A 19,145-nucleotide genomic window follows, 5' to 3' on the forward strand; every position below is an offset into this window, starting at 1 on the left:
GGCGGAATCGGGTGGGGGTGTTCTCAGCGGGAGAGGGCGGAGGCGTCGGCCGGCTGCCCGGCCGAGGTCTCCCTGTGCCGCAGCGCGAGCAGCGACACCAGGTCGTAGGCGAGGTGGGAGGCGGCCACGCCGGTGAGCTCGGCGTGGTCGTAGGCGGGCGCGACCTCCACGACGTCTGCGCCGATCAGGTTGAGACCCACGAAGCCGCGGATGATCTCCAGCAGCTCCCGGCTGGTGACGCCGCCGGCCTCCGGGGTGCCGGTGCCCGGAGCGTGGGCCGGGTCCATGACGTCCACGTCGATGGAGATGTAGAGGGGGCGGTCGCCGATCCGGTCGCGGAGCTTGGCGACGACCTCGTCCACGCCCTGCCGGTAGACGTCGGCGCTGGTGACGATGCCGAAGCCGAAGCGGTGGTCGTCGTCGAGGTCCTTCTTGCCGTAGAGCGGGCCGCGGGTGCCGACGTGGCTGAGCGCCTCGGTGTCGAGGATGCCCTCCTCGAACGCGCGGCGGAAGGGCGTGCCGTGCGTGAACTCCGCGCCGAAGTAGGTGTCCCAGGTGTCCAGGTGCGCGTCGAAGTGCAGCAGCGCGACCGGCCCGTGGCGCTCGGCGGCGGCGCGGAGCAGCGGGAGCGAGATGGTGTGGTCGCCGCCGAGAGTGACGAGGCGCGTCCCGTCGGCGGTCAGGTCGTACGCCGCCGACTGGACGGTCTCGATCGCCTCCGCGATGTCGAACGGGTTGACCGCGATGTCGCCGGCGTCGGCCACCTGGGTGAGCTCGAACGGGGAGACGTCGAGCGCCGGGTTGTAGGGGCGCAGCAGGCGGGAGGCCTCGCGGATGTGGTTCGGGCCGAAGCGCGCGCCCGGCCGGTAGGAGACGCCGGTGTCGAACGGGACGCCCGCTACGACGATGTCGGCGCGGCCCACCTGGTCGAGCCGCGGGAGCCGGGCGAAGCCGTCCCGGCCGGCGTAGCGGGGTGTGCGCGACGAGTCGATGGGGCCGACGTTCTGCGGCATGCAACCTCCTTGGTGCGGTACTGACGGGTGGTGCTGGTGCGATTCGGGTTGCCTGTTATGGAACCTTTGTTGCATGAGAGGCTACAACGCGATCCGTCCTCCGTCAACGCGCTCGCGGGATTCGAGAGCGCGGGCGGGCGGAACGGCTACCGTGGACCCATGCGCCCGATGCCCCTCGAACCCGCCGACCGCCGCGTGGCGATCGGCCCCCGGCTGCGCGCGGCGCGGCGGGCGCAGCAGCTGACGATCGACGAGGTGGCGCGGATCACCGGCCTGACCAAGGGGTTCCTGTCGCGGGTCGAGCGCGACATGACCTCCCCGAGCGTGAGCTCGCTGATCAGCCTGTGCGACGTGCTCTCCATCCCGGTCGGCTCGCTGTTCGAGGAGCCGGAGGTGCAGCTGGTCCCGGCCGGCACCGGCGCGAAGGTCAACCTCGGCGGCGTCGACACCGAGGAGCGGCTGCTGTCGCCGCGTTCCGAGTCGCGCGTGCAGGTGATCCGCTCGGTCATCCAGTCCGGCGGCCACGGCGGCGAGGAGCTCTACGCGGTGGCGGCGGACGTGGACGTACTGCACGTCCTCCGCGGCGAGATCGAGGTCCGCTTCTCCGACCGCGAGTGGCGGCTCGGCCCGGGCGACAGCCTCACCTTCAGCGGCCACGAGCCGCACAGCTGGCGTGTGCTCAGCGATGACGGCGCCGAGGTGCTGTGGGTGCTGGTGCCGGCGCTCTGGAGCGCGTGACGCCCGTGCGCTAAGCCTCCGCTGCGCCGGTCTGATTGAAGAGGTAGTACACGCTCAGCGCGGTGAACCCGACCAGCATCGCCGGGGCGTAGACGATGCCGATGATCGTCAGCAGCGGGTAGAACACCGTACCCGCCCCGAACCGACGAAGCGCCCCCCTGCGCTCGCGCGGATCGAGCCGGCCCTCGCGCACCTCGATGAGCGTGACCCGGCCGAAGAGCAGCGTGAAGGCGACCGCGAACCCGGTCGACACGCCGCCGTACAGCACCGCCGCCACACGCACGTCCGCGGCGCTGCCGTCCGCGAGCGCCGCCGACAGCGTGGCCGTGGTGAAGGGGATCGCGGTGACGAACATCAGCAGGATGAGGTTCCAGAACAAGAGGAGCCGGTCGACGGTGACCACGAGCCGCAGGACGGAGTGGTGGTTGACCCAGATGACCCCGATCACGAGGAAGCTGACGACGTACGCGGCGAACGACGGCCAGGCGGCCGCCACCTGGGCCAGCAGGCTCGTTCCGTTTCCCGGTGCGAGGTGGAGGTCGAGCACCAGGAGGGTGATCGCGACGGCGAGCACCCCGTCGCTGAACGCCTCGAGCCTCGCTTTCGACACGGTTCCTCCTCTGGGCTCGCTCAGTGGCTCATCTAAGCCAGGCGGGGTGGCGGCTGTCAACCGATGACGCGGGAGTGCTGGACCTCGGCGCCGCCGCGATGTGCCGTCCGCGCGCCCCGGGCTCGTCGGGATATCGGCACCGACTTCCGGGACGTTCTCTCCGGTCCTACCTCCCCACGCTTGCGGTTTTTGTGGTGGTGTCGAGGGTGAACCAGTTGGTGTTGTAGCCGGTTTTGGCTCGGAGGGTTCCTGCTTTGTTGGCGAGGACGGTTTGGCCGTTGGCGAGTCCCATGCTGGTGATTGCGGTGTCGAGTTGGATCCAGTTGGTGTTGATTCCGGTTTTGGCTTTGAGTTCGCCTCCGGTGCGGAGCACGGCGAGGGAGGGTCCGTTGGCGGTGTCGGAGGTGACGGCGAGCTGGGTCACGGCGTCCTCGATGTTGATCCATCGTTCGTTGATTCCGGTTTTGGCGAACGCGGTGCCTGCGGTGTTGATGACGGCGAAGGTCGGGCCGTGGGCGGTGTCGCTGGCGACCGTGACCGCGGCGGCGGGGGTGGGGAAGAAGGCGGTGACCCAGTCGGTGCGGAGGTTGGTTTTGACGCGGACGGTTCCGTCGTTGAAGAGGGCGATGATGTGTGGTCCGTTGACCGGGTCGATCGCGACGGCGACCTGTTGGACGTTGTGTTCGAGGGGGACCCAGTCGGTGTTGAGTCCTTCTTTCGCTTTCAGGGTTCCGTCCTCCATGACGGCGGCGACCAGGACGCCGTTGTCGGAGTAGCTGTCCATTGCGAACGAGCGCACTCCCGATGGCCAGAGGTTCATCCAGGTCCCGTTCAGGCCGGTCTTGGCCTTCAGTGCCCCGGTGGCCGAGAGGGCACCGAAGAGCGGATGACCGGAGCCGGGCGAGGTGGCGACAGCGACGTATTCGCCGTCATCGGTCAGCTGGACCCAGTCGGTGTTCAACCCCGACTTGCCCCACACCGACCCACCAGCACGCACATTCACAACCGACGGGGAGCTCTCGCTTGTCGGGACGTTGAGACTCCGGCTGTTTCCGCGGAAATCGGCGTGCTGATGGTTGCAGCTGTCGTTGAACGCATTGAAGTAGGGCGAGTCCAGATTGACGGTGCTGCAGTTGTTCTGGCCCATGTTGGCGCCGGAAGGTGAGAAGCCTGCGGCGTTGACACGCGGCACCAGGGCCTTCATGAGGTTGCGAAGATTCGATGTCGCGGTGTTGTTGTATCCGTCGACTTTGCCGTGCCCCGTCGCGTCGATATCCATGGCCGTCGACGACATGAGCCCGTCGCTGTCGAGGCTCAGCACGCAGTGCGGAGAAGACGATGGGCATGTGTATTGGCCGTCGTTCGCACAGTGCCGGTTGAGGTCGGTCACCCGTACGCTTCCGGTGAATCTGATGATCGCGATCAGGGTCTGCATCGTTCGCTTGTCGACGCGACAGCTTGCGTTGGTGAGGGTGTTGTTGGCGAGCGGCGCGATCTCGTCGCTGATGATCGACCCGTGCACGATCGTGGCTTGCGTCAGCTGTCCTGTGGACGCGTACGTCATGAGTTCCCGGGCGGCGGCCTGGGGCGTGTTCGGAAGGTTGCTGGTCGCGCACGCGATATCGCAGGCAGCCTCGGCTGGGGCGGAGGTGGTGAGAGCGCCGCTGCACACCGCGACCACAACCCCCATCACTAGAACGAATCGGGCCCAGAAGGCCTTTCGCCGCGTCACGGTACCGTTGATGCTCAGGTGATTCACACAAATAGCATATTGTAGTTTCAGCCGCGCCGAGACGGCTCCGCTGTGATCACGACATGACTGGATGAGGTACGCGACCCATGAAGCGACCCGACCCGACCGTGCTGATGCTGCCGTTTGCCGCTCTTGTGGCTGGCGTGCTCGTCCTTACGGGCTGCGCGCCAGATCTCGGGGGCGCCACCGCGGGTACCCCGGCCCCGAGTCCCGCGGGTTCCCATCGGACGGGTCCTGCCAGTGCGATCCCTACGGCGCCGGCGCCCGACGAGACGGCGAGCCTCGGGCAACGGGCCTGCATTCTGTTCGGGAAGACCTTCGAGCAGAAGGTCGCGGCGAAGCTCCTGAACCAGGAGAGGGCTGCTTCCATCGCGCGGCAAGCGGCTTCTGAGGACGCGAGATGGGAGACCATCGCGCGGGACATGGCACTCATCGCGCGTGTCGGAAAGCGGATCAACCTCGATCACGACTCGACCGTCACCCCCTCGGAAAGCAACGATGCAAACAGGGCTGTCGACGAGGTGCGGCAGAACTGCGCCGCCGCGGGCGCGGGTTTCACGCTCCCTGCGGACTGATGGTCTCCTGACGGCGCAAAGTGCTCGCAGTTCTGAGCCCTGCAGGTCGGAGAGCACGCTGGAGGCACGCGTTCACGCGATCGCCGAGCGGCTCGGGCTATCGCTTCCGGGAACAACCCACCCGGATATATAGTTAACGCATATAAATCATCAGCGCGCCGACGCGCTTCCCGTCCCGGCGTGCACCCTCCGCCTGGGCCGGCGACCCACGACACACGACACGAAACGCACGAAGGACTCTCTTGGCCCGCACCGGCATCTTCAGCAAGGATCACCCGCACTATCGCTGGGTGGCGCTCTCCAACACCACCCTCGGCATGCTCATGGCGACGATCAACTCCTCGATCGTCATCATCTCGCTGCCCGCCATCTTCACCGGCGTCAAGCTGAACCCGCTCGAGCCGGGCAACGTCTCGTACCTGCTCTGGATGCTGATGGGCTACATGCTCGTCACCGCCGTCCTCGTCGTGATGTTCGGGCGCATGGGCGACCAGTACGGCCGGGTGCGGATCTACAACCTCGGCTTCGTGATCTTCACGGTCGCGGCCATCGCGCTCTGCCTCGACCCGTTCTCGGGCGGACCCGGCGCCATGTGGCTGATCGCGTGGCGGTTCGTCCAGGGCGTCGGCGGCGCCATGCTGTTCGCCAACTCGACCGCGATCCTGACCGACGCGTTCCCGGCCAACAAGCGCGGGTTCGCACTCGGCCTCAACCAGGTCGCCGCGATCGCCGGCTCCTTCATCGGCCTCATCCTCGGCGGCGTGCTCGCCGAGATCGACTGGCGCGCGGTGTTCTTCGTGTCCGTCCCGTTCGGGATCATCGGCACCATCTGGTCGTACAAGTCGCTGCACGAGGTCGGCCAGAAGAACCCCGGCAGGATCGACTGGCTCGGCAACGTCACCTTCGCGATCGGCCTGATCGCCCTCCTCACCGGCATCACCTACGGCATCCAGCCGTACGGCGGCAGCTCGCAGGGCTGGGGCAACCCGTGGGTGCTCGGCGCGATCATCGGCGGCATCCTGCTGCTGATCGCGTTCGTGGTCATCGAACTGAAGGTGCCGTCGCCGATGTTCGACATGCGGCTATTCAAGATCCGCGCGTTCTCGTCGGGCATCTTCGCGGGCTTCCTCGCGGCGATCGGGCGAGGCGGTCTCCAGTTCATGCTCATCATCTGGCTGCAGGGGATCTGGCTGCCGCTGCACGGCTACAGCTACGAGTCCACGCCGCTCTGGGCCGGCATCTACATGCTCCCGATCACCATCGGCTTCCTCATCGCCGGGCCGATCTCCGGCGCGCTGTCCGACCGGTTCGGGTCGCGGGCGTTCGCGACCGTCGGACTCGTGCTGGTCGCGGCGACCTTCGTCGGCCTGCTGCTCATCCCGGTGAACTTCGAGTACTGGCAGTTCGCACTGCTGACCGGCCTGAACGGCATCGGCTCCGGCCTGTTCTCGTCGCCGAACCGCACGGCGATCATGAACAGCGTGCCGGCGAACGAGCGCGGCTCGGCCTCCGGGATGGCGGGCGTCGCCCTCAACGCGGGAAGCTCGCTCTCCATCGGCATCTTCTTCTCGCTGATGATCGCGGGCCTCTCGGTCGCGCTGCCGACGGCGCTGACCACCGGGCTCACCTCGCACGGCGTGCCGCAGAACGTGGCGGCGCAGATCGGCGCGACCCCGCCGGTCGGCAGCCTGTTCGCGGCGTTCCTCGGCTACAACCCGATCGCGAGCCTGCTCGGGCCGACCGGCCTGCTGCAGTCCCCGCACGTGGACGCGGCGACGCTGACGGGCAAGGAGTTCTTCCCGCAGCTCATCTCCGGACCGTTCCACGACGGCCTGGTGGTGGTGTTCATCGCCGCCGCGGTCATGTCGATCATCGGCGCGATCGCCTCGTTCCTCGGCGGATCGAAGTATGTTCATGAGGAGGCCGTCGCAGCCGCGCGGCCGGCCCTTGTGGAAGGCGAGGAAGTCGGTGCAGGGCGAGCGTGACCATTCCGGACGGCCGACGACCGGTGACGACGATGTCCCCGGCCGCCTGGCCCTGGCCGTCGGGCGGCTGAACCGCCGCATCCGCTCGGCAACGGGAGGCCTCAGCCACGGCCAGCTCTCGGCGCTCTCCACGATCGTGCGCCGCGGGCCGCTGCGGCCGAGCGAGATCGCCGCGATCGAGATCGTGGCGGCGCCGACGATCACCCGCGTGGTCTCCGACCTGGAGGCGCGAGGACTCGTCGAGCGCAGCCCCGACCCGGCGGACGGCCGCTCGTTCTTCGTCTCCGGCACGCAGGCCGGCAACGACCTGCTGCTCGCGGCCCGCTCGGACCGCGCGCGCGCCGTGGCCGCGATCCTCGCCGAACTGTCCCCCGAGGACCTGGCGGCCGTCCAGGCGGCCCTCCCCGCCCTCGAGCAGGCCGCCCAAACCCACCCCGCCGTCGAGACGTGAGCAATCGCGGAAATCCCGGCCCGGATTTCCGCGATTACTCACCTCTCGTTGCGCGGTTGGCGGGGGCGGCGGGCGGCGATGACGGGGTGGGCGCCGGTGTAGCCTTCGCGGGATTGGGCGATGGCCAGGATGCGGGAGCGCTGGGCGTACCAGCCGAGGATGAGCAGGGGGATGATGATGACCAGCGAGGCGACCGTGTAGGTGCCCGTCGGGTAGTCGAACGCCATCAGCACGATCACGGTCGCCAGGAACGCGAGCGTCAGATACGCGGTGAACGGCGCCCCGAACAGCCGGAACGACGGCCGCGCCAGCTTGCCCTGCAGCGCCCAGCGGCGCAGCTGCATCTGGCAGAGGATGATCATCGCCCAGCTCGTGACGATGCCGAGGGAGGCCACGTTCAGCACGATGTTGAACGCCTCCGCGGGCACGATCAGGTTGAGGAAGACGCCGAGGACGCCGATGCACGCGGTCAGGAGGATGCCGCCGTACGGCACGCCGCGCGCGTTCATCCGGGCGGTGAAAGCCGGGGCCGCGCCGGTCTGCGCCATCGAGTGCAGGATGCGGCCGGTCGAGTACATGCCGGCATTGAGGCTGGAGAGCGCCGCGGTGAGCACGACGAAGTTCATCACCGAGCCGACGATTGCGCTGAGCTGCGGGCCGCCGAGGTGGCTGAAGAAGGTGACGAACGGGCTCTCGCTCCCGCTGTAGACGCTCGCCGGGAGCAGCAGCGCGAGCAGCAGCACCGAACCGCAGTAGAACACCGCGATGCGGAACACCACGCTGTTGATCGCACGCGGCATGATCTTCTCCGGGTTCTCGGTCTCGCCGGCCGCGATACCGACCAGCTCGACGCCCGCGTAGGCGAAGACCACGCCCTGCACGAGCACGATCGCCATCCCGATCGTGGCGACGCCGTGCGGGAGCAGCCAGCCGTTCTGCGCGAGCATCGCGAGCCCGGTCGGACCCTGATCGGTCGGCCAGCCGGCCGAGAGCACGACGATGCCGACGACGAGGAACGCCACCAGGGCGCCCACCTTGATGATCGCGAACCAGAACTCCATCTCGCCGAACACCTTCACCGAGATCAGGTTGAGGCTCACGACCACCACCAGCGCGATCAGCGCGAGCAGCCACTGCGGGACCGAGGAGAACAGCTGCCAGTACTTCACGTAGAGCGCGACCGCGGTGGAGTCCACGATCGCGGTCATCGCCCAGTTGAGGAAGTACATCCAGCCGGCGACGTAGGCCATCTTCTCGCCGTAGAACTCGCGCGCATACGAGACGAAGGACCCCGACGACGGCCGGTGCAGCACGAGCTCGCCGAGCGCGCGCAGCACCAGGAAGGCGAAGAACCCGCAGACGGCGTAGACGAGCACGAGGAGCGGGCCGCCCTGCTGGAGCCGGCCGCCCGCGCCGAGGAAGAGGCCGGTGCCGATCGCGCCGCCGATGGCGATCATCTGGAGCTGCCGCGACGACAGTGCCTTGTGGTAGCCCTCCTGCTCGCTGGAGAAGTCCTGCACCGCCTGCGAGAGGTCGCCCAGGTGCTCGCGGCGGTTCTCCAGATCGTCGGCGGGGTCGTGCTGTGGTGTGCTCATCGGGGCCTCCCGTGGTCCGGCGTACCACAGTACCCGGTGTCCGCGGGGCGGTCCGGCGTCAGGCGACGGCGAGGAGGGCGGCGGCGACCACCGCGAGGACGAGCCCGACCCACTGCACGGGGGCGATCCGCTCCCGGAGGACGACCGCCGCCAGCACGATCGTGCCCGCGGGATACAGCGCCACGAGCACCGACATCGTCGTGAGGTCGCCCGCCCGCAGGCCGAGCAGGATGAGCACGTTGGCCGAGGCGTCCAGGAGGCCGGAGCCGAGCGCGAGCAGGGCGCCCCGGCGGGGGAGCCGCCTGGTCGCGCCGCGGAGCGCCAGGACGCCGACGATCGTCCACATGATCGCCGCGTTGACGGTGCGGTTCGCGACCAGGGGGACGAGCCCGGAGTCGGCGGGCGTCTGGTCCAGGAGGATGAGGAAGACGCCGATGAGCGCGCCGGCGGCGACCGCCATCCCGAGCGCCCGCGCGCTGGGCCGGACCGCCCCGCGCTCCGGCACGAAGCCGACCAGGACGACGGCGACCAGCGCCAGTCCGAGCGCGACGTAGCCGATGGGGGCGAACCGGTCGCCGCCGACGAGTCCCCAGACCATCGGCACGAGCGCCGAGACGAGCGCGGTCAGCGGGGACAGGATGCTCATCGGGCCGATGGCGAGGCACGCGTAGAGCAGCGCGACCGCGAGGGAGCCCACCGCTCCGGAGACCGCGCCCCAGCCGACCGCCGAGGCGGACCACACGCCGCCGACGAACGGCAGCGCCAGCAGCAGCAGGGCCAGGCCGCCGACGGCGCCGAGCGCGGTGGTGCGCAGCGGCCCGATCGCGCGCGCGGCGACACCTCCGACGAAGTCGGCCGAGCCGTAGACGAGAGCGCTGAGCAGGCCGAGGATCGCGGCCGGCATCAGCCGAGGGCCGAGCGGTCGACGCGGAGCATCCGGGCGCCGGGGGCCGGCGTGCTGTGCGTCCGCATGGGGCGATCGTAGCGGAGGCCGGCGTCCTCCACAGGCCGCTGCCCGGGGATGTTCTCCACGGTTTCCCGGTCCGGGCTCCGCGGTCGGCGGCGGTCGTTACGATCGAGGGATGAGCTGGAACACGTGGGAGCCCGACGACCGGGAGGCGCCGCCCTTCGACGAGCCGCCGTTCGACGTCGAGCCCCCGCTGCCGGACTTCGGCGAGGATCCGTACGCGGACGTGCCGCTCCCCGATGGGCCGTCGGCGGCTCCCTCGGACGGTCCGTCCGCCGCCGCACCGCGGACCCCGCGGGCGACCCCGCCCCGGTTCGCCTCGCCCGCCGAGGCGCTGCGCACGGTGTTCGGCTACGACTCCTTCCGCGGGCAGCAGGCCGCCATCATCGACCGCGTCGTCGCGGGCGGCGACGCCGTCGTGCTGATGCCGACCGGCGGCGGCAAGTCGCTCTGCTACCAGATCCCATCGCTGGTCCGTGAGGGCACCGGCGTCGTCGTCTCCCCGCTCATCGCCCTCATGCAGGACCAGGTCGACGCCCTCACCGCCGTCGGCGTGCGCGCGGCCTTCCTCAACTCCACGCAGGACGCCGGCCAGCGCGCCGCGGTCGAGCGCGACTACCTCGCCGGCGAGCTCGACATCCTCTACGTCGCCCCGGAGCGGCTGTCGAGCGAGGCCACCAAGCGCTTCCTGGAGCGCGGCCGCGTCGCGCTGTTCGCGATCGACGAGGCGCACTGCGTCTCGCAGTGGGGCCACGACTTCCGCCCGGACTACCTGGCCCTCTCCGAGCTGGCGGACCGCTGGCCCGACGTGCCGCGCATCGCGCTCACCGCGACGGCGACCGAGGCGACCCACCGCGAGCTCACCGAGCGGCTGCGCCTGCAGGACGCCGAGCACTTCGTCTCCGACTTCGACCGGCCCAACATCCAGTACCGGATCGTGCCGAAGGTGGAGGTCCGCAAGCAGCTCCTCGACTTCATCACCGGCGAGCACCCGGGCGAGGCCGGCATCGTCTACGCGCTCTCCCGCAACTCGGTGGAGCGCACGGCCGAATTCCTGTCCGGCCGCGGTCTCACCGCCCTCCCCTATCACGCGGGTCTCGACGCCCAGACGCGGGCACGCACCCAGGCGCGCTTCCTGCGCGAGGACGGCGTGATCGTCGTCGCGACCATCGCCTTCGGCATGGGCATCGACAAGCCGGACGTGCGGTTCGTCGCCCACATCGACCTCCCCAAGTCGGTCGAGGGCTACTACCAAGAGACCGGCCGCGCGGGCCGCGACGGCCTCCCGTCGACCACCTGGCTGGCGTACGGGCTGCAGGACGTCGTTCAGCAGCGCCGCATGATCGACGAGTCGCCCGGCGACCTCGCGCACCGCCGCCGCCTCACCCAGCACCTGGACGCCATGCTCGCGCTGTGCGAGACCGTGCAGTGCCGCCGGGTGAACCTGCTCAACTACTTCGGCCAGCGCGCGACGCCCTGCGGCAACTGCGACACCTGCCTCACCCCGCCGGAGACCTGGGACGGCACCGTCCCCGCCCAGAAGCTCCTCTCCACGGTCGTCCGCCTGCAGCGCGAGCGCAACCAGCGCTTCGGCGCCGGCCACCTCATCGACATCCTCCGCGCCAAGCGCACCCCGCGCGTCGAGCAGTACGGCCACGACCGGCTGTCCACCTGGGGCATCGGGGAGGACCTCGGCGAGAGCCAGTGGCGCGGCGTCGTCCGCCAGCTCATCGCGCAGGAGCTGCTGAAGCCCGAGGGCGAGTACGGCGTGCTCACCCTGACGCCCGCGAGCGCCGAGGTGCTGTCCGGGGGCAGGGAGGTCGTCCTGCGCCGCGAGCCCGAGCGGGCGGCGCGCTCCTCCCGCGGCGGCCGTTCCGTCGCCGCGGCCGACCTCGCGCCGGCCGACGCCGGCCTGTTCGAGGCGCTGCGCGCGTGGCGCGCGGGCGAGGCGAAGACGCAGGGCGTCCCGGCCTACATCGTCTTCGGCGACGCCACCCTCCGCGCGGTCGCCGCCGCCCGCCCGACATCGCTGGCCGAACTCGACGGCATCAGCGGCATCGGCGCGAAGAAGAAGGAGACCTACGGGGAGGCACTGCTGGAGGTGGTGGCGGGGGAGGGGTAGGGCCGACCGTCAGTCCGGCGCGTCCGCGTCGTTCTCGCACACTCACGGCAAAAACCAAGCGGTAGTCGGTTTATGATCGGAACCGTCAACCCGTGACGCCCGAAGGAGTGCGAATGACCGACACGACCACCGACCCGATCGCCGACGACACCCTCCCCGTCGACCCCGCCTTCCGCGACGCGAGCCTTCCGCTCGACGAACGCGTGGAGAACCTGCTCGGTCAGATGACCCTCGAGGAGAAGGCCGGGCTCTTCTTCCAGACCATGATCACCATCGGTGAGGGCGGCACGGTCGCCGGGCCGATCCCGCAGTTCGGCATCGCCGACAGCGCCGAGATGATCCGCGACCGGCACATGTCGCACTTCAACGTCTTCGGCGCCGCCAGCTCGGCCGCCGAGATGGCCGAGTGGCACAACCGCATCCAGGAGGTCGCCGCCGGCACCCGGCTCGGCATCCCGGTCACGCTCTCCACCGACCCGCGGCACTCGTTCAGCGACAACCCGGGGGCCGCGATCATGGCCGGCCCGTTCTCGCAGTGGCCGGAGACCCTCGGCCTCGCGGCGATCGGCGACGAGGAGCTGGTCGAAAAGTTCGCCGACATCGCCCGCCAGGAGTACACCGCGGTCGGCATCCGCGTCGCCCTGCACCCGCAGATCGACCTCGCCACCGAGCCGCGCTGGGCGCGCCAGGTCGCCACCTTCGGCGAGGACCCCGACCTCACCTCGCGGCTCGGCGCCGCCTACATCCGCGGCTTCCAGGGCGCCGAGCTCGGCCCGACTCCGTCGCGACGATGACCAAGCACTTCCCGGGCGGCGGCCCGCAGAAGGACGGCGAGGACCCGCACTTCCCGTACGGCCGCGAGCAGATCTACCCGGGCGGCGAGTTCGAGACGCACCTCAAGCCGTTCGAGGCCGCGTTCGAAGCCGGGACGAGCCAGATCATGCCGTACTACGGGATGCCGGTCGGCACCGAGTACGAGGAGGTCGGCTTCGGCTTCAACAAGTCCGTCGTCACCGGCCTGCTGCGCGAGCGCTACGGCTTCGACGGCATCGTCTGCACCGACTGGGGACTGCTGTCGGACGCCGAGATCGCCGGCCAGCCGTTCCCCGCCCGCGCCTGGGGCGTCGAGCACCTGAGCACGCGCGAGCGGATGCTGAAGGTCTTGGACGCCGGAGCCGACCAGTTCGGCGGGGAGGCCATCCCGGACCTCCTGATCGACCTGGTCCGCAGCGGCGAGCTGCCGGAGGAGCGCCTCGACGTGTCCGCGCGTCGCCTGCTGCGCGAGAAGTTCCGGCTCGGCCTGTTCGACGCGCCGACGGTCGACCCGGCCCGCGCGGCTGCCGTGGTCGGCAACGCCGCGTTCGTCGCGGCGGGGGAGGCGGCGCAGCGCGCGTCGGTCACCCTGCTGAAGAACGAGGCGGTCCTCCCGCTCGCGCGCGGCGCGAAGGTGTTCGTGCACGGCTTCGACCCGGAGGCCGTCGCCGCCTACGCGACCGTCGTCGCCACCCCGGAGGAGGCGGACGTCGCGCTCGTGCGCCTGCACGCCCCGTACGAGCAGCGCTCGACCGTGTTCGAGAACTTCTTCCACGCCGGCTCGCTCGACTTCCCGCAGGAGACGATAGACGAGGTCCTCGCGATCGCCCGCGCCGTGCCGACCGTGCTGGAGGTGTTCCTCGACCGGCCGGCGATCCTGACGCCGTTCGCGGGCGAGGTGTGCGCGATCGCGGCCGACTTCGGCGCGAGCTCCGCCGCCCTGCTGGACGTCCTGTTCGGCGAGGCGGCGCCGCAGGGCCGGCTCCCGATGGACCTGCCCTCGTCGATGGCCGCCGTGATCGCGAACCGCCCGGACGTGCCCTTCGACACGGCCGACCCGCTCTACCGCTTCGGCCATGGCCTGAGCTACTAGGCCGCGCGCGCTCAGCATCTTCCGAGCGTTGCCCCTGGTCGCCCCCGGATCGCAGGCGTACAGTGCCCGTTCCGTGGGGCGATCAGGGAATCTTTTCCCTCCGTCCACGGTTATGTCAGTTGGCATAGTTTCGCGACGATCTCGAAGGAGGGGATGAAATGGCACGGAGGATCGAAGAGCTCGAGGACGAGACCGGCGCAATCATCAAGTACAGGCGGCACGCGAACGGCAAGGGACTGGTGTCCCCGTCGGCGCGCGTGGCCGACTCGGCCCGGGTCGAGCCGAGCGCCTACGTGGAGGCCGACGCCCGCGTCGGGCTCGACGCCTACATCGGCGCGGGCAGCTGGATCGACTCCGGCGCGACCGTCGGCGACCGGACGTTCGTCGGCGCCAACGTCCACATCGGCAAGGGCTGCGTCATCGGCAGCGGCGTCCGCATCGGCAGCAACGTCAAGGTGGGCGAGAACGCGATGATCGGCAACGGCTCCCGGGTGGACCGCGACGAGCAGGTCCCGGCCGGAGCGGTGATCGAGCTGCGCGGCGCGACCGCCGCGCGGATGTCCCTCGCCGCCCCGCTGCACGAGCAGCGGGCGACCCGCCGGGCGGCCTGAGCCGTACCGGCACACCGCCCGCCTTGTCCACACCCGATGAGGGTTGCGGCATCGATTTGGAGCTTCCCACAAACGGCCCGCGGACCCCGCGGGCCGTTTTTGTCGCCTCCGCACCGACGGTTTCCGTCCCCCGACCGGCCCGTCGTAGCGTGACGGTGACCCCGAGAGACGAAGAGGAAACTCATGGTTGATACCGCCGAGCGCGCAGCAGAGCAGTCCCGCACGTCCACCCCCGTCGTGGACGCCGCAGAGCACGAAGCGGCGGCCGCCGCAGCCGCCACCGCTCCGGCCGGCGCCGCGCCGCACGTCGACGTGGAGGCGCTGGGCCGCCAGCTGCTGGGCACCTGGGCGGAGGTCCGGCTGGCCTCGCGGGAGCTCTCCTCGCGACCCGAGCTGCAGAAGGTGGAGGGCCTCTCCGTCGCCGACCACCGCAAGCGCGTCTTCGAGCAGCTGAAGCTGCTGGTCGACCACGGCCAGGTGCACCGCGCCTTCCCGAAGGCGGTCGGCGGCCTGGAGGACCACGGCGGGAACATCGCCGCGTTCGAGGAGCTCGTCGCGGCCGACCCGTCGCTCCAGATCAAGTCGGGCGTGCAGTGGGGGCTGTTCGGCGCCGCCGTCCTGCACCTCGGCACCGAGTACCACCACACCACCTACCTGCCGGGGATCATGTCGCTCGACGTGCCCGGCGCCTTCGCGATGACGGAGACCGGGCACGGCTCGGACGTCGCCGCGATCGCGACCACCGCCACGTACGACCCGGAGAGCCGGGAGTTCGTCCTGGACACCCCGTTCCGCGGCGCGTGGAAGGACTACCTCGGCAACGCGGCGGTCGACGCCACGGCGGCCGTCGTGTTCGCGCAGCTCGTGACGAAGGGCGTCAACCACGGCGTCCACGCCTTCTACGTGCCGATCCGCGACGCGAACGGCGACTTCCTGCCGGGGATCGGCGGCGAGGACGACGGCCAGAAGGGCGGCCTGAACGGCATCGACAACGGGCGGCTGCACTTCACCGGCGTCCGGATCCCGCGCACCGACCTCCTCAACCGCTACGGCGACGTCGCGGAGGACGGCACGTACTCCTCGCCGATCGCGAGCCCGGGCCGCCGCTTCTTCACGATGCTCGGCACGCTCGTCCAGGGCCGGGTCTCGCTCGACGGCTCGGCGACGATCGCGGCCAAGCTCGGCCTGAAGATCGCGCTCACCTACGGCGACCAGCGCCGTCAGTTCACCGCGGGCAGCGACACCGACGAGGAGGTCGTGCTCGACTACCAGCGCCACCAGCGCCGGCTGCTGCCGCTGCTGGCCACGACGTACGCGGCGAGCTTCGCGCACGAAATGTTCCTGCACAAGTTCGACGACGTGTTCAGCGGCAAGACCGACACCGACGCCGACCGGCAGGACCTGGAGACCATCGCGGCCGCGCTCAAGCCGCTGAGCACCTGGCACGCGCTGGAGACCCTCCAGGAGGCCCGCGAGGCCTGCGGCGGGGCGGGCTTCCTCACCGAGAACCGGATCACCTCGCTGCGCCAGGACCTCGACATCTGGGTGACCTTCGAGGGCGACAACAACGTCCTCCTTCAGCTCGTCGCCAAGCGGCTGCTGACCGACTACAGCCGCAAGTTCGCGAAGGCCGACGCGGGCGCGCTCGCCCGGTACGTCGTCGTGCAGGCGGCCGGCAAGGCGTACCACGGCTCCGGCCTCCGCAGCGTGGCCCAGACCGTGCGCGACTTCGGCTCGACGGCGCGCTCGGTCAACTGGCTGCAGGAGTCCGCGACCCAGCGCGAGCTGCTCACCGACCGTGTGGCGACGATGATCGCCGAGATCGGCGGACGGCTGCGCCCGGCCTCCAAGCTCGGCAAGAAGGCCGCGGCCGACCTGTTCAACTCGCAGCAGAACGAGCTCATCGAGGCCGCCCGCGCCCACGCCGAGCTGCTGCAGTGGGAGGCCTTCACCGAGGCGCTGGAGCAGGCGCCGGACGCCGGCACCAAGCAGGTGCTGACCTGGCTGCGCGACCTGTTCGGCTTCGGGCTGATCGAGAAGCACCTGGCCTGGTACCTCATCCACGGCCGCCTCTCGCCGCAGCGCGCGCAGGCCGTCTCGGCGTACATCGACCGACTGCTCACCCGCATCCGCCCGCACGCGGTCGACCTGGTCGACGCGTTCGGCTACGGCCCGGAGCTGGTGCGCGCCAAGATCGCGAGCGGTGCGGAGGCCGAGCGCCAGGCGGAGGCCCGGGCGTACTACGCGGCGCGCCGAGCCGACGGCACGCTCCCCACGCCGGAAAAGGCGCCGAGCAAGCACCGCTGACGCACATTCGTGCCGAACGTCGCGGCGGCGCCGCGACGCGACATTCGGCACGAAAGTGGAGATTCGGACGTGGTAACGCGACATTCGTGACGAATGTGGGAGCGGCGCCGCGACGGGACATTCGTGACGAATGTGCGGTTTCGGGCGGTGTAACGCGACATTCGGCACGAATGTCGGCCAGGGGCGGGGGCGGGCGCGAGGGGCTAGAGCAACCCCAGGGCACGCACCGCATCGCGCTCGGCCACGAGCTCGGCGACCGACGCGTCGATCCGCTCGCGGGAGAACGCGTCGATCGTGAGGCCTTGGACGATCTCCCAGCGGCCGTCCACGGACCGGACCGGGAACGAGGAGATCAGGCCTTCCGGCACGCCGTAGGAGCCGTCCGACACCACCGCGGCGGAGGTCCAGCGGTCGCCGGTGCCGTCCACCCAGTCGCGCACGTGGTCGATGGCGGCGCTCGCCGCGGAGGCCGCGGACGACGAGCCGCGGACCGCGATGATCTCGGCGCCGCGCTTCGCCACCCGCGGGATGTACTCGTCCGCGAGCCAGTCCTCGTCGACCAGCTCGGTGGCGGGGCGGCCGTTCACGGTCGCGTGGCTGAGGTCGGGATACTGGCTGGCCGAGTGGTTGCCCCACACGATGACGCCCTCGATGGCGTGGACGGGCACGCCGAGCTTCGCCGCGAGCTGGGCGACCGCGCGGTTGTGGTCGAGCCGGGTCATCGCGGTGAACCGTTCGGCGGGAATGTCCGGGGCGTGCGCGCTCGCGATGAGCGCGTTCGTGTTGGCCGGGTTGCCCACGACGAGCACGCGGAGGTCGTCGGCGGCCACGTCGTTGAGCGCGGCGCCCTGCGGGCCGAAGATGCCGCCGTTCGCCTCCAGCAGGTCGGCGCGCTCCATCCCGGCGGTGCGCGGGCGCGCGCCGACGAGCAGGGCGACGCTCGCGCCGTCGAAGGCCGCGCGCGGGTCGTCGGTGACGTCGACGCCGTGCAGCAGCGGGAAGGCGCCGTCCTGCAGCTCCAGTGCCGTGCCCTCGGCCGCGCCGAGCCCGGCGGGGATCTCCAGCAGCCGCAGCCGCACCGGCACGTCGGGCCCGAGCAGCTGCCCGGAGGCGATGCGGAAGAGGAGGGCGTAGCCGATCTGTCCACCGGCGCCGGTGACGGCGACGGTCACGGGGGTGCTCATGCCGCGAGCCTAGCGCTGTCGGCAACGGAGGACATCCGGTCGCGAGCGGGCCCGGATCGCCGTTAACGGAGGAGATCGGGGCGGGGGGAGGGGGGATGTCCTCCGTAGGCACGTTGCGGGGTGGGGGTGCGCGCGGCGTGAGGGGCGAGGGGCGGTGGGCCGCTACAGTCGCACCATGCGCACTCTGTATCCGGAGATCGAGCCGTACGACAGCGGGATGCTGGACGTCGGCGATGGCCAGCAGGTGTACTGGGAGACCAGCGGCAACCCCGACGGCAAGCCGGTCGTCTTCCTGCACGGCGGCCCGGGCGGCGGCACGACGCCGTCGCACCGCAGGCTGTTCGACCCGGAGCGCTACCGGATCGTGCTGTTCGACCAGCGCAACTGCGGGCGCAGCCTCCCGCACGCGAGCGACCCGGACGCCGACCTGGCGGCGAACACCACCTGGAAGCTCGTGGCCGACATGGAGAAGCTGCGTGAGGAGCTCGACATCGAGCGCTGGCAGGTCTTCGGCGGCTCGTGGGGCAGTGCCCTGGCGCTCGCGTACGCCGAGACGCACCCCGAGCGGGTGACCGAGCTGATCCTGCGCGGCATCTTCACGCTGCGCCCTGCCGAGCTCGACTGGTTCTACGAGGGCGGCGCCGCCGCGCTGTTCCCCGACCTGTGGGAGGGGTTCGTCGAGCCCGTCCCGGTGGCGGAGCGCGGCCACCTGATCCGGGCGTACAGCCGCCTGCTCGCCGACGAGGACCCGGCCGTGCACGGACCGGCCGCGGTGGCCTGGTCGCGCTGGGAGTCCTCCACGATCACGCTGCTGCCCCGGCCGGAGGTCGTCGAGGCGTTCACGGAGGAGAAGTACGCGGTCGCGTTCGCGCGCATCGAGAACCACTACTTCGTCCACGGCGGCTGGTTCGAGGAGGACCAGCTGATCCGCGACGCGTACAAGCTGGAGGGCATCCCCGGCGTCATCGTGCAGGGCCGCTACGACGTCTGCACGCCCGCGATGACGGCGTGGGACCTGCACAGGGCGTGGCCGGAGGCGGACCTGACGATCGTGCCGGACGCGGGCCACGCGTACGACGAGCCCGGCATCCTGGACGCGCTGATCGCGGCGACGGATCGCTTCGCCGGAGGTGAGGAGCCCGACGAGGAGCGCGAGGAGCCCGGCGACGAGTCCGGCGACGAGTCCGGCGAGGAGTCCGGCGAGGACCCCGCCGAGCACTCCGACGAGGACGCCGCCGAGGCCCCCGACGAGCCCGGGGAGCGCCCCGAGGACTGACCCGACCGGGCCCCCGCGCCCGGGTCGCCCGGCCGTTCGCCCCCTATTGGGG

The 19,145-nt window shown here is 70.6% G+C and carries 15 protein-coding genes and 1 pseudogene; 9 read left to right on the plus strand and 7 right to left on the minus strand.

Annotation, left to right across the window (positions count from 1 at the left end):
* Window positions 1-23 precede the first annotated feature (23 nt).
* A complete protein-coding gene (gene speB, locus HNR13_RS04165; RefSeq protein WP_179604587.1) occupies window positions 24-1,013 on the minus strand; it encodes an agmatinase in 990 nt (329 codons plus the stop codon).
* Between the two features lie 159 nt (window positions 1,014-1,172).
* Here speB and HNR13_RS04170 point away from each other — a divergent pair, with 159 nt between their 5' ends.
* Complete coding sequence (locus HNR13_RS04170) at window positions 1,173-1,751, plus strand: helix-turn-helix domain-containing protein (protein ID WP_179604588.1); 579 nt, start codon at window positions 1,173-1,175, stop codon at window positions 1,749-1,751.
* A gap of 10 nt (window positions 1,752-1,761) precedes the next feature.
* Here the strand turns inward: HNR13_RS04170 and HNR13_RS04175 are convergent, their stop codons facing one another.
* Window positions 1,762-2,361 carry a TMEM175 family protein gene (locus HNR13_RS04175; protein WP_343063455.1) on the minus strand — a complete coding sequence of 200 codons (600 nt, stop codon included), beginning with the start codon at window positions 2,359-2,361 and terminating at the stop codon, window positions 1,762-1,764.
* A 166-nt stretch (window positions 2,362-2,527) separates the two neighbouring features.
* Window positions 2,528-4,120 (minus strand): hypothetical protein, encoded by a 1,593-nt coding sequence (locus HNR13_RS04180; RefSeq protein WP_179604589.1) that lies wholly within the window; start codon window positions 4,118-4,120, stop codon window positions 2,528-2,530.
* An 80-nt stretch (window positions 4,121-4,200) separates the two neighbouring features.
* Between HNR13_RS04180 and HNR13_RS04185 the strand changes: the two genes are divergently transcribed.
* The 3 genes from HNR13_RS04185 to HNR13_RS04195 all read left to right on the plus strand — a co-directional run bounded on the left by HNR13_RS04185 (window position 4,201) and on the right by HNR13_RS04195 (window position 7,125).
* The gene (locus tag HNR13_RS04185) at window positions 4,201-4,689 is read left to right on the plus strand and encodes a hypothetical protein (RefSeq protein WP_179604590.1); all 489 of its coding nucleotides are present in this window, start codon (window positions 4,201-4,203) and stop codon (window positions 4,687-4,689) included.
* Window positions 4,690-4,931: 242 nt separating this feature from the next.
* Window positions 4,932-6,674, plus strand: coding sequence for an MFS transporter (locus HNR13_RS04190; RefSeq protein ID WP_179604591.1), 1,743 nt, complete (start codon window positions 4,932-4,934; stop codon window positions 6,672-6,674).
* Window positions 6,658-7,125, plus strand: a complete 468-nt coding sequence (locus tag HNR13_RS04195; protein WP_343063456.1) for a MarR family winged helix-turn-helix transcriptional regulator — start codon at window positions 6,658-6,660, stop codon at window positions 7,123-7,125. The genes HNR13_RS04190 and HNR13_RS04195 overlap by 17 nt, the downstream gene beginning before the upstream one ends.
* Before the next feature lie 38 nt (window positions 7,126-7,163).
* Here the strand turns inward: HNR13_RS04195 and HNR13_RS04200 are convergent, their stop codons facing one another.
* The 3 genes from HNR13_RS04200 to HNR13_RS21830 are packed head-to-tail and all read right to left on the minus strand — an operon-like array spanning window position 7,164 to window position 9,752.
* Window positions 7,164-8,720, minus strand: coding sequence for an amino acid permease (locus tag HNR13_RS04200; RefSeq protein ID WP_179604593.1), 1,557 nt, complete (start codon window positions 8,718-8,720; stop codon window positions 7,164-7,166).
* A gap of 58 nt (window positions 8,721-8,778) precedes the next feature.
* Complete coding sequence (locus HNR13_RS04205; RefSeq protein WP_179604594.1) at window positions 8,779-9,624, minus strand: EamA family transporter; 846 nt, start codon at window positions 9,622-9,624, stop codon at window positions 8,779-8,781.
* A complete protein-coding gene (locus HNR13_RS21830; protein ID WP_281369271.1) occupies window positions 9,624-9,752 on the minus strand; it encodes a hypothetical protein in 129 nt (42 codons plus the stop codon). Before HNR13_RS21830 ends, HNR13_RS04205 begins: the two co-directional genes overlap by 1 nt.
* A gap of 50 nt (window positions 9,753-9,802) precedes the next feature.
* Between HNR13_RS21830 and recQ the strand changes: the two genes are divergently transcribed.
* The 4 genes and pseudogenes from recQ to HNR13_RS04225 all read left to right on the plus strand — a co-directional run bounded on the left by recQ (window position 9,803) and on the right by HNR13_RS04225 (window position 16,633).
* Window positions 9,803-11,809: a DNA helicase RecQ gene (gene recQ, locus HNR13_RS04210; protein WP_179604595.1), complete on the plus strand. Its 2,007-nt coding sequence runs from the start codon at window positions 9,803-9,805 to the stop codon at window positions 11,807-11,809.
* Between the two features lie 113 nt (window positions 11,810-11,922).
* A pseudogene (locus HNR13_RS04215) lies at window positions 11,923-13,715 on the plus strand (glycoside hydrolase family 3 protein).
* A gap of 158 nt (window positions 13,716-13,873) precedes the next feature.
* Window positions 13,874-14,326: a DapH/DapD/GlmU-related protein gene (locus HNR13_RS04220; RefSeq protein WP_179604596.1), complete on the plus strand. Its 453-nt coding sequence runs from the start codon at window positions 13,874-13,876 to the stop codon at window positions 14,324-14,326.
* Between the two features lie 183 nt (window positions 14,327-14,509).
* Complete coding sequence (locus tag HNR13_RS04225; protein WP_179604597.1) at window positions 14,510-16,633, plus strand: acyl-CoA dehydrogenase family protein; 2,124 nt, start codon at window positions 14,510-14,512, stop codon at window positions 16,631-16,633.
* Window positions 16,634-16,836: 203 nt separating this feature from the next.
* On the opposite strand, the gene HNR13_RS04230 is transcribed toward HNR13_RS04225, so the two are convergent.
* Window positions 16,837-17,817 (minus strand): malate dehydrogenase, encoded by a 981-nt coding sequence (locus HNR13_RS04230; protein ID WP_179604598.1) that lies wholly within the window; start codon window positions 17,815-17,817, stop codon window positions 16,837-16,839.
* Window positions 17,818-17,992: 175 nt separating this feature from the next.
* Here HNR13_RS04230 and pip point away from each other — a divergent pair, with 175 nt between their 5' ends.
* Window positions 17,993-19,093 (plus strand): prolyl aminopeptidase, encoded by a 1,101-nt coding sequence (gene pip / locus HNR13_RS04235; protein ID WP_179604599.1) that lies wholly within the window; start codon window positions 17,993-17,995, stop codon window positions 19,091-19,093.
* Window positions 19,094-19,145 lie beyond the last annotated feature (52 nt).

This window comes from Leifsonia shinshuensis, assembly GCF_013410375.1.
In the GTDB taxonomy this organism is placed as follows: domain Bacteria; phylum Actinomycetota; class Actinomycetes; order Actinomycetales; family Microbacteriaceae; genus Leifsonia; species Leifsonia shinshuensis.